Origin of the sequence: Paraburkholderia solisilvae (assembly GCF_902859875.1) — a bacterium.
In the GTDB taxonomy this organism is placed as follows: Bacteria; Pseudomonadota; Gammaproteobacteria; order Burkholderiales; family Burkholderiaceae; genus Paraburkholderia; species Paraburkholderia solisilvae.
The window spans coordinates 136,304-146,644 of sequence record NZ_CADIKF010000009.1; the positions used below are offsets into that span (position 1 = coordinate 136,304).

At 61.6% G+C, this 10,341-nt stretch carries 10 protein-coding genes and 1 tRNA gene; 1 reads left to right on the forward strand and 10 read right to left on the reverse strand.

All coding sequences use genetic code 11. From position 1 onward, the window contains the following. Positions 1–41: 41 nt before the first annotated feature. The gene (locus tag HV675_RS08250) at positions 42–3,041 is read right to left on the reverse strand and encodes a CHC2 zinc finger domain-containing protein (RefSeq protein WP_175110390.1); all 3,000 of its coding nucleotides are present in this window, start codon (positions 3,039–3,041) and stop codon (positions 42–44) included. A gap of 98 nt (positions 3,042–3,139) precedes the next feature. Here HV675_RS08250 and HV675_RS08255 point away from each other — a divergent pair, with 98 nt between their 5' ends. Beyond that, positions 3,140–3,649 (forward strand): hypothetical protein, encoded by a 510-nt coding sequence (locus tag HV675_RS08255; RefSeq protein WP_175110391.1) that lies wholly within the window; start codon positions 3,140–3,142, stop codon positions 3,647–3,649. A 432-nt stretch (positions 3,650–4,081) separates the two neighbouring features. On the opposite strand, the gene HV675_RS08260 is transcribed toward HV675_RS08255, so the two are convergent. From HV675_RS08260 to HV675_RS08300, 9 genes are all read right to left on the reverse strand, one after another. Continuing rightward, on the reverse strand, positions 4,082–4,255 hold the full coding sequence (locus HV675_RS08260; RefSeq protein ID WP_175110392.1) for a hypothetical protein: 174 nt from the start codon (positions 4,253–4,255) through the stop codon (positions 4,082–4,084). Positions 4,256–4,460: 205 nt separating this feature from the next. Further along, positions 4,461–4,922, reverse strand: coding sequence for a hypothetical protein (locus HV675_RS08265; protein WP_175110393.1), 462 nt, complete (start codon positions 4,920–4,922; stop codon positions 4,461–4,463). Then, positions 4,919–5,404, reverse strand: a complete 486-nt coding sequence (locus HV675_RS08270; protein ID WP_175110394.1) for a hypothetical protein — start codon at positions 5,402–5,404, stop codon at positions 4,919–4,921. The genes HV675_RS08265 and HV675_RS08270 overlap by 4 nt, the downstream gene beginning before the upstream one ends. Then, positions 5,401–5,628 carry a helix-turn-helix transcriptional regulator gene (locus tag HV675_RS08275; RefSeq protein WP_217478061.1) on the reverse strand — a complete coding sequence of 76 codons (228 nt, stop codon included), beginning with the start codon at positions 5,626–5,628 and terminating at the stop codon, positions 5,401–5,403. Before HV675_RS08275 ends, HV675_RS08270 begins: the two co-directional genes overlap by 4 nt. A gap of 169 nt (positions 5,629–5,797) precedes the next feature. Further along, complete coding sequence (locus tag HV675_RS08280; protein WP_175110395.1) at positions 5,798–7,153, reverse strand: tyrosine-type recombinase/integrase; 1,356 nt, start codon at positions 7,151–7,153, stop codon at positions 5,798–5,800. Between the two features lie 221 nt (positions 7,154–7,374). Continuing rightward, a tRNA-Ser gene (locus tag HV675_RS08285) sits at positions 7,375–7,465 on the reverse strand. 82 nt (positions 7,466–7,547) lie between these two features. Then, positions 7,548–9,566: a sodium:solute symporter family protein gene (locus HV675_RS08290; protein ID WP_175110396.1), complete on the reverse strand. Its 2,019-nt coding sequence runs from the start codon at positions 9,564–9,566 to the stop codon at positions 7,548–7,550. Continuing rightward, positions 9,563–9,916: a DUF4212 domain-containing protein gene (locus HV675_RS08295; protein ID WP_175110397.1), complete on the reverse strand. Its 354-nt coding sequence runs from the start codon at positions 9,914–9,916 to the stop codon at positions 9,563–9,565. The genes HV675_RS08290 and HV675_RS08295 overlap by 4 nt, the downstream gene beginning before the upstream one ends. Before the next feature lie 181 nt (positions 9,917–10,097). After that, a partial coding sequence (locus HV675_RS08300) for an AMP-binding enzyme (protein WP_425496132.1) occupies positions 10,098–10,341 on the reverse strand: 244 nt, incomplete at its 5' end.

Consider the following 10,341-nt stretch of genomic DNA (forward strand, 5'->3'; position numbering starts at 1 on the left):
TACTGGGCGGGCATGGGTCAGTGTTCAGGCGGTCGAGCGCGTTAGAACGTCTCGTTGACTCCGCTGCGCACGGCAGCCTTGGCGGCAGATAGCTCGACGCCGCTGCTGCCCGGCGGCATCACCACTACGCACATTCGGGGAGCACCGCCTACACGGTGCGTGTGTGCGCCCTTACCGTCCACACTGAGCAAGCGCAGAATCTCCGGCTTGCGGCGGCGGTACGCGTGAACCTCCGACGCGTCGAAATGTTCGTATAGGTACGTGTCGAGCACCTTGTTCGCGCTCGACAGATAGAAGTGACCCGCATCGTTTTGCAAGCGGCCAGACTCCGCATAGAGCCACGCCAGCACTTCAGCCGCGACGTTGGGGAGCGAATCCGAAAACCGCTCGTAAACCGTGTCGATCCCGTGTTCCGCGATAAACGACTTGATCCAGCGTTGAGCGCCATCCTGCGATTCGAGCCGGCCGAACGCCTGCATCTCAGCCACAAGCCGATTCAACGTCTCGGCCGTGTAGTTCAGCACGCTTTCGAAGTAACGCGGGTTGCCGACCTCCTCGTAAAGCGGCCGGCTTTCCAGCGTCCCGCGCTCCGCAAAAATGCTCATGCGATTGGCGAACTGATCCTCGACGCCGTTTTCAGTCACCAGGCTCGCGACGCTTTCAGCAGAGAGGAAAATCTTTGCGAACACCTCGACGCTGGAGCTCAACTGATTTTTCGGGCTAAGCGAGATTTCGGATTGCAGGCTCTTTAGCTCGGACTTCACCACCTTGAATTCGTCGACCACCAGCGCGAACGCGCGCTTGAATTCCTCCGGCGAGCGGCCCACGGGCTTGCCCTCCAGCATTGCCTCAATTTCCGCCATCGAGGTTTCGACGGTCAGGCGCAACTCTCGCAGCACGCCGAGCAGAAAGCCCTTACCCCAATCGCTGTCGGCCAATATCCACAGGTAACACTTCTTGCGATCGAGCGCGAAGCGGCTTTGCACCAAGAATTTCAGGAACTCATCGAAGCGCGTGAAGTGCTGTTTGTAGTCGTCGATGATCGCCTGCTCGTACCCGCCTCGCACTTCGAACGGCTTGTGCATCAGCACGACGCGCGCGGTGTCCTCGCGCAGGTGCATATGCGCGTTGCTGGCGAACATGTCACAACGCCATTCGACCTTTTCGCGCTGATTGTGGTACTTCAGGTGATCGACAATCACCGACTCGGCCGCAGCGGCCGTTGCGCGGCGGACTTCTTTCTCCTCTGCTTTGTCGAGGTTGTTCGCCGAAACGTACTGTTCGGTCATCTCTGCGACCGCTTTTGCGTCGACGGGCGAGCCGCACGCGCGCGTCAGAAACCGGTACGCGTCGCCGGCGACGAACTGATTAAGGGTTTGCGCTTCATTGAGCATGAAAAGCTTGCTCTTGCCGCCGGACCAAAACGAGCCGCCAATCATTCGATCGATCGCCGCGAGGTCAATGCCAAGTCGCTCGTCGCGTTCGTCGACACCGAGCGCCTTGCTCAGTCGCCATGCAATGGCGTCGCCAATCTCGCGCGCCGCGTCGCTCACAGTCGACGAGCTCACCGCCGCGCTCGCCTGCTCGACCACTTGCGCAGCGTCGCGCACGGCATCCGCAGTCTTCGACATTGCATTCCGCGTTGCGACGCGCGCAGCACGCGCGGCCTCGAAGTACGCCGCCCACGTTTCGAACGGCCCGCCGGCCTGCTCGATGAGAATCTCAGCTTCCGCGTCGTGCGCATCCGCCGCGTCACGCGCCGCCTGCTCGTCGCCCGGCTCGGCGATCACGTAGATGTGCGCTTTCGGATGCGCCTTTCGCGCTGCCGCGACGCTTGACGCTACATCCTCGCCATACGTGTCGAACTTGAAATAGTACGTTCCACGCGAGCCCACGCCGGGGGCGTTGAGCGTCGCGCCATCATCGATCGCGCCGAATTCGCGCGCTGCGAGCGCGAGAACGTCAGCCGTTTTGGCGAGCACAACGGTTACTGTGTCGTGCACCACGCGCGCGGTCTTCGCGTGCTTCTTCAGGTCGAACCCTTCAGGGAACGGGTCAGCCAAATCCCAACCGTCTGGAACATCTGCCGGCGGAGTGACGAACTTCACTTCGCCGCTGTGCTCGCGGACCGCTTCGAGAACATCGAACATCGCGACCGTGCCCGGTTGCTCCTCGAACGGCATCAGTTCGCCGGCCTTGGGGTGCTTGTCGATATAGGTCTTCAGGTCCGCGTCCGGCCACAGCACGACGCGGCGACCGCGCAGCGGCGACCAGTCAACGTGCTTAACCGCCTTGCCGCCGCCCGGCCACGACACGACAACCAGATTGTCTTCTGGAATTCCAGCGTCTTTGAAGTGCGCCTGCGCAGCGTCGCAAGCCTTTTCGCCCTCAACAATGAGAACCTGTGCTTTCGGGTTGCGCGCCAATTTCTCGAGCCCGTACAGCGGGCGCGGCTTTGGGAACGACATCCAGCGCCAAGCCATCTCGCCGTTACCGGACACCATATTCGTGCAGTAGACCTGCGGCATAACCTCTTTGCCGCCGCCCGGCTTGTCGAACCGATAGACGTAGCCGATCAGCGAGCCGTCTGCGTTGTGGTATTCCCAACGAGTCGAAGCGACAAGCTTGTGCCACTTGCCGTCGATTTTGCGATTGAGAGTGTCCATCGGAAGCGGCGCGGAATCGGGAACCACGGCCATCGGCAGCCATTCTTGCTCGGGCTCCTCGCGCTCGATGTCGCGCTTCGCGCGCGGCGCGGTGTCCGCAGGCAAGTTGCCGACCAGTTTGCGCACAGCTTCGGGGAAGCCGACGCCTTCGAACTCGCGCACGAACTGGATAGCGTCGCCACCGCCAGCGCCGCAGCCAAAGCATTTGTAGCCGCCGTCTGGAAAAATGTTGAAACTGGGGCTGTTCTCATTGTGAAACGGACACAGGCCGACGTGGTTCGCGCCCTGCTTCGTCAGCTTGATGCCGCATCTCTCAACGAGTGACGCCAGGTCTGTGTGTTTTGCCCGATCGCGGATTTGAGCGTCGACGGTCATGCTGCGCTCCCAAGCGTGGCGCGGCGGGCGCAGAGCAGATCAATCATGTCGCCAAGCGATGCGACTTCGTGTCGCGGCCCGCGTCCGTCTGCACTCGTGTGCCAAACGGCGAAGCATTCCGTCCACCAAACACCGCCGCGCGGCTTACGCTCCCACCACGCGAAGGCCCGGCGCAAACGCGTGCGAACGGCCGGCGGCAGCTTGCCGGTAATCTCGATCAGCGGGCGCTCGAACGGGCCGTCGCACGTGCCGACGGAGACTTCGCCGCTCGCGCCGCAAAGGTCGACGAGTTGGGTCAGGAAAGTGTGAAGGTCCGCTTCGAAGTGTTCGACTTCGCCGTGCACGACGCGCATCGCGGAAACGACCGAATCGCGATTCGTGCGCGCGAGGGACGAAGAAAAAGATTCTTTTTTGAGGACTACTACGTTAGAATCACTCATCATTTTGGTATTTTTAAACCCGGCACGGCGCTTAGCGCTCACCGGGTTTTTTTTCGCCCGGGCACCTGGGAGTTGGAAGGCCGGCACGTGGCCGGAGCGTTGTATATGCGCGACAGAGTGTACATCGAGTGCCGGCAATCGATCAACGATGTCTATCGGATCGATTGATCAAATATGATAAAACTATAGTACACTGGCACGAACAATAGCCCGCCGATTATCGACATAGATCGATGCAATCTACCCGAATAAGAGCAAACCGAGGATCAACAGAGGATCGATTGATTGCAAGCGTGCAACGATTCGCTCGATTCGGGCGGATTCATGAATATTTCCAGAGTTAATGTTTCATTCATGAGAATTTTGGATGCCATCGTGACTGCACAATGGAAACTCATCATTCCTTTCTCGACCTTCAAGCCGCCGCGCGCCTTCCCAGGCAGGTGGCTTTTGTCTTTGTGCGCCCACAAAAAGCCCGCGCGAACAGGCTTCGATACTTCCGGCGGCGCTCGTCAGCGATGCAATATCGCGACGGCGACCATAAGCGCAGCGCATAGCCAGCTTGAGGCGATTAGGACCGCAGCAGCGACGAGAACCGCGTCAGGCGTAATCGTGCGCGGTGTCGGCGTCGCTGATTCGGGCCCCGGCGCTTGCCGGCAGGCGATCAGCGAGCAGCGCAGGCACGCCGGCAGCAGTGGCGAGCCGCAGCAGATGCAACACGCGCGGGCGGTCATAGCACACCCCGGACATGCGCGGCGGCGCGCGGTCGGGCAAGCGGGATGCGCGGTGCCGTCGCGTGCCATGCGACGACGCAGCAAGCGGCCGGCGCGACGGGGAAATCGGTGTACGCGGCCGGTGCCGGCGCGACGGCGCAGCCCGTCAGCGCCACCAGCGCACCCGCGCCGAGCACGCCTCGAATTCGGTTAGTTATGCTTATCGTATTGCAAGCTATGGTACAGAGTTTCATGGCCTACCTCCCTTACTTCGCCGGCCGCGCAGTCCAGCGCGTCGCAATCATCGACACGAGCGGCGCGAACCGGCCATTGGCGCGCGTCGCGACCGTGCCGGCCGCTTCGATGCTCGTGCCTTTCTGCAGCGTCGGCGCGCCGAACGGCAGACGCACCAGCAGACGACCGAGCGCCGCGCCATCGCCGCGCACGTGCTGACAGTGGTACATGCGGCCGGTTTTGTCGCCGGCTTTCGGGTCTTCGATGATCAGCAAGGCGCGCGTTTCGAACGGCATGCTCCAGAGTTGCGCGGGGTCGACCGGCTTGCCTTGCGGGCGCTTGCCGTTCGCGTGCGCCGGGCGTGCGTCGCCGCACGCGGCCGGCCGCTCGCTTTGTTTGCGGTGAAACTCGCGCTGCTCGACGGCGAGCGCCCTGGCGCGCGATTCGTAGCCCGGCTTCAGCCCGAGCACGCGGCGGGGTTGTTGGTTGCTCATGCCGGCACCTCCTCGCCTCGCATTTCATCCAGCGCGGCAAGCAACTCGTCAACCGCGCACCCGAACGCCGGGATGGAAAGGCAAGCGTCAAGTGACGCAGCATCAGCGGGTAGGCGTTCAGACCGCGCCATGACATCGACCACCAGCCGGCGCGTCTCAATTGGCGAGTCAGGCAGTCGTCCACAGCCGCACGCAGTCAGCGCCAAAACGCGCGAAATGAGGCAAACGATGTCGGCGTGCCGCTCATTTGTCGCGCCGATTCGCAAGTCGACATAGTCACCGCTCGCGGCTCGGAAAGCCGCACTCACGTCGTCATAGAGTGGCGGGATAGCGTCGAAGTCTTCGAGTGCAACAGGACTGGCCAACCAGCCGCACCCTTGAAAGAGTTTTAAAACTGCATCCGCGAACGCTTTGGACAGTTCCGGCGAAGCGCGGCGGCGGTGCACCTGATCGATCACGCGCAGGTCGTCTTGTCCGCTCATGCTGTCACCTGCGAGACGGTTTGCCCCGTGCGCGATGCGCTTACGCGTGCCGCGATCCAATCGTCCACCTCTGCCTCGACCCATCCGACCATTCGCGCCCCCAGTGGCACGGGCTTAGGAAAACTCGCGTCGTAGTACGGCGACCCCTCGCGCACCTTGTAATGGATTAGCGTTTTGCTCAAAGAGGTTTTGCTTTGAACCTCTTTAATACGGATGATTTTCATGCGTATGACCTCACGTTCTGAGCCGCTTCAATTGCGACAGTGTGCAAATCCTATCGTCACGACTGAATTCAGTTGAACGTCTTTGAACTCAAAACACCGGCAAAACGCGTGAAAACCCTTGCGGCACAATGGCTCGCATCGCCGCTATTACCCACTGAGATATCGTTGCTCACGCCGCCGCACGCAGCGGTGTAGCAACGGAAGTCGATTTACCTGCCTCTATCGCGTCGAGACGGTCGGCGTACCACTGCAGCATCCGGCGGCGCTCGTCCAGATAGTCGGCGCGGTTATACGCGGCGGCGACCTTATCGTCCTGTTCATGCGCCAGCGCGCGTTCGATGACCTCGTGCCGAAAGCCGTGCTCGTGAAGGATCGTCGACCCGAGCGCGCGGAACCCGTGCCCGGTCATCCGGCCGCGATAGCCCATCGACCAAATCGCGTAAAGCATCGCGTTTTCGCTCATCGGCATGTCGCGCTTGCGATCATGCGGGAAAAGGTATTCGTCGTCGCCTGTATATCTGCGTAGCTCGCGCAGGACTTCGCACGCCTGGCGCGGCAGCGGTATGTCGTGCGGCCGACGTGCTTTCATGCGCTCGGCAGGAATGCGCCATATCGGAGCGTCACCGTCGAGCTCGTAAAACTCCGTCCACTTCGCACCGCGCACTTCGGTCGTGCGTCCCAGGGTCATCGACGTGAATCGAAGCGCGAGCCGCACGACAACGCCTGTATATCCGGCCATCGCGCGTAGCAGGCCCGGCAACTCGTCCGGCGGAACGCAAGGGAATTTCCGTTGCGGGTTGACCTTCAGTGCGGACGCGCGCAGCTTCCCGAATTCCTTCGCGACGAGCGGCACCGGATCGCGGTCGATGTACTCGCGCAGCGCCGCGTGCTGAAAGACCCCGCCGAGTCGTTGCCGGACGCGGCGCGCGGTTTCCGCCTTGCCAGCCGCCAGCAAAGGCGTAAGCACGCTCATGATTTCGGCCGTGCCAACATTGCGAATCGGCAGGTCGCCGATGATCGGGTAGACGTGATCGCGCAGCGATTGAACATTTTGCCGCTCGTGCTTCACGCTCCAGCCAGCGCGATATGTCGCGAGCCATTCATCGGCGACGACTCGCACCGTGCGCGCGGCGTCGACTGCGGCCATCTTGCCGGCGGCGGCGGCCGCGCGCCGCTTCTCGCGCAGCTCGGCAGTCGCGACGCGGCTTTGCTCCGCCTCAAGCCTTTTCTTCTCTGTAGCGGCTCGCTTATCCGCCGACGGATCAACTCCCTGCCGAAGTAATTCGCGCTTCGCGTCGCGCTCTCTCCGCGCTTCGCCGACGCGCATCTTGATCGTGTCGGAGCCAGCGGCGCGATACACGCCTAGTTGAATCAGTTTTTCTTTGCTCCCGAGCACGTACCGCATGCGCCAATACGCGGAGCCATTCGGATTGACGAGCAGGAACAGCCCGCCTTCGTCATAGACCTTGCGCGGCTTCTCGCCCGGCCGCTCATTTTTGATTTGAAGCTCTGTTAATTTCGGCATCGTCGCACCCCGGCGTCCGATGCGGTGAGTACCCCATGTACCCCACCGTTCTCGACTCAAACCAAAGTACCCCGGGCTTGTACCCCGCTGCAAAACCGGCTTTGTTTGAATCTTTTTGAACGCCCCTGAACAGCGATTATCCGCGAAAGCCCTTGAAATCAGGGGCTAAAATGAAAAAAGCCGCTCTATTGAGCGGCTTTGAACTTCTTTGAATTTGTTCCTGGCGGAGAGACGGGGATTCGAACCCCGGATAGGCTATTAACCTATACACGCTTTCCAGGCGTGCGACTTAAACCGCTCATCCATCTCTCCGGCGGGACGCGCATTATAGCAAACTCCGGAGCGCTCGAACATATCCCGAATGGCCGACGTGCTTATGGCCATCCGGGCGCATTCAAGGGTGCCGAATATAGTCGACCAACGCCCTCGTATACGCATCCGGTTTCCGGTCAACCAGACTCACGACAATCGCCACCACAAACCCCGCCGGCACCCCGAACACCCCCGAACTGATCGGCTCGATGCCAAACCACCGCGGCCCGGCGAAGCCCGTCATCTGCGTGAAGTACGGATACGTCGACACGATGTAATACACGCACACCGCGAGCCCCGCCACCATCCCCGCCACCGCGCCGAGCCGCGTCGTCCGCTTCCAGAACACGCCGAGCACCAGCACCGGAAACAGACTCGACGCCGCCAGCGAAAACGCCGCGCCCACGAGAAACAGAATATTCCCCGTATTCAACGACGCCACATACGACGCAAACAACGCGACACCCAGCAGCAAAATCTTCGATATCGTCACCCGTCGCTGGCTCGACGCTTCCGGATCGACCATGTGGTAGTAAACGTCGTGCGACAGCGCATTCGCAATGGTGAGCAACAACCCATCCGCAGTCGAAAGTGCCGCAGCCAACGCGCCCGCCGCGATCAATCCCGACATCACATACGGCAGCCCCGCAATCTCCGGCGCGGCCAGCACGACCATATCCGGCTGCATCTGAATCTCGCTCCAGCGCACGATGCCGTCGCCGTTCAGATCCGCGATATTGATCAGAAAAGGCTCGACCTTGCGCCACTGCATCACCCATTGCGGCAGATCCGAAAAGCGCTCGCCCACCAGGTTCGTCAGGATGTCGTACTTGATCAACACCGCCAGCACCGGCACCGTCAGATAGAACAGCGCGACGAAAAACAGCGTCCACCCGACCGAGCGCCGCGCGGATGCCACCGACGTCGTCGTGTTATAGCGCGTGAGAATATGCGGCAAGCTCGCGGTCCCCAGCGAAAGACACAGTAGCAGCGAGAGAAAATTGCGCTTGTGCACGCGCCGGTCTTCTTCGCTTTCGTCCGGAAACGGCTCGTGCATCGGCACCGGCGCCGCGGCCAGTGTGAGCAGTTCATCACGTTGCTGGGTCCATACAATCCGCGCCGCCGATGCATCGCGCGGAAACCGCTCGAGCCTGCGTTCGAGATCGGCAATCTCGCGCAGCGGCCCATTGCGTCGGCGCAATTCATCGAGTCGCTGCGTCAGCCCGCGCTTCTCATCGTCGAACGATTGCGGCAACGCATCGATCTGCACCTGCACTTGCGCGGCGTGCCGTCGATACACCGCGCGCACCGCCTGCTCCTGCGGCGCATCGCGCACCTGGCGCTCGAGTGCTTCGACCCGCTCCATCACGCGCCCATAGTTGAATTGCGGCACCCAGCCGAGCCCATCCTTATGCGCAATCAACGAAACCGGAATCAGGATCGCCGCAATCAGGATGATGTACTGCGCCACCTGCGTCCACGTCACCGCGCGCATGCCGCCGAGAAACGAGCACACCAGAATGCCGGCCAGCCCGCAGAAGATGCCGATCGCGAAGTCGACGCCGATAAAGCGCGTCGCGATCAGCCCGACACCTTGAATCTGCGCAACCAGATAGACGAACGAACAGAGAATGGCGGCGAGTGCCGCGAGCCCTCGCACCAGGTTGCTCGAAAAACGCGTGCCGAGAAAATCGGGAATCGTGTAGCGCGCAAGCTTGCGCACATACGGCGCGAGCAGAAAGGCGACGAGGCAGTAACCGCCTGTCCATCCCATCATGTACGCGAGGCCGTCATAACCGGTCGCGTAGAGCGAACCCGCAAGACCGATAAACGACGCCGCGGAAAGCCAGTCGGCCGCGGTCGCCATGCCGTTGAACGCGGACGGCACACGCCGCCCGGCCACGTAGTATTCGACCAGATCCGACGTGCGCGACAGCAAGCCGATCACCGCATAGACCGCGATCGGCACGAACAGGAACACATAGCCGACCCACATGCCGGGCCCGCTCGCCGCTTCGATGCGCCACGCGATATAGATAAAAAGCAGAAAACCGAGCGTATAGATTGAATACGAGCGGATCAGCCGATGCGCGAGTTTCATCGGCTGGTTTGCCGCGCGACGGCATCCGCGTCGAATGCGCGCTGCAACGCGCGGTCGGCGTATTGCATCGACACGATATACACCACGATCAACGCGAGGTAGACGAGAATCGCCCCTTGCGCACCGACGTAGAACGGCAGGCTGAAACCGAACAGCCGCACCGTCGACAAGCCGCGCGACGCGGCCGGCACGATAAACGACACGCCGAAGCCGATCAGCATCAGCGCTGCAATCAGCATGAGGTTGAAGCGCCAGTACCGCTGATGCGCGCGCGCCATCGCATCCGAAACCGGCGGCGGTTCGGGCGGTGGATTGATCGTTTGTCGGGAAGAAGCGTGCGGCGCGGTCATGCGCCTATGTAACAAAAAGTCGTTGCGCACGCAATCAGGATTGTCCGCGCAACGGCTTTTAATACTGCGGTCGTGGTGTTGCTGTAGGGCTGTACCGGCTGTTCAGATCAGGCAGGCGCATGGGTTGCGCATGCCTGATCTCTGCCCGCTCAAGCGTCTCGCTTGCGCACGAGCACCTGACTCAACGCGATTCGCCAAGCTGATCCAGAATCGCCGGATTCTCGAGCGTCGACACATCCTGCGTGATCTCTTCACCCTTCGCCAGCGAGCGCAGCAGACGGCGCATGATCTTGCCCGAACGCGTCTTCGGCAGGTTGTCGCCGAAGCGGATGTCCTTCGGTTTCGCAATCGGGCCGATCTCCTTGCCGACCCAGTTGCGCAGGTCGTTCGCGATCTGCTTCGCCTCATCGCCCTCCGGCCGCGTG

Excerpts from the sequence above, each read along its gene's own strand:
- HV675_RS08295 (WP_175110397.1), bottom strand. The coding sequence starts at position 9,916 with ATGACCGCGCCGCACGCTTCTTCCCGACAAACGATCAATCCACCGCCC.
- HV675_RS08290 (WP_175110396.1), bottom strand. The coding sequence starts at position 9,566 with ATGAAACTCGCGCATCGGCTGATCCGCTCGTATTCAATCTATACGCTC.
- HV675_RS08280 (WP_175110395.1), bottom strand. The coding sequence starts at position 7,153 with ATGCCGAAATTAACAGAGCTTCAAATCAAAAATGAGCGGCCGGGCGAG.
- HV675_RS08265 (WP_175110393.1), bottom strand. The coding sequence starts at position 4,922 with ATGAGCAACCAACAACCCCGCCGCGTGCTCGGGCTGAAGCCGGGCTAC.
- HV675_RS08275 (WP_217478061.1), bottom strand. The coding sequence starts at position 5,628 with ATGAAAATCATCCGTATTAAAGAGGTTCAAAGCAAAACCTCTTTGAGC.
- HV675_RS08250 (WP_175110390.1), bottom strand. The coding sequence starts at position 3,041 with ATGACCGTCGACGCTCAAATCCGCGATCGGGCAAAACACACAGACCTG.
- HV675_RS08270 (WP_175110394.1), bottom strand. The coding sequence starts at position 5,404 with ATGAGCGGACAAGACGACCTGCGCGTGATCGATCAGGTGCACCGCCGC.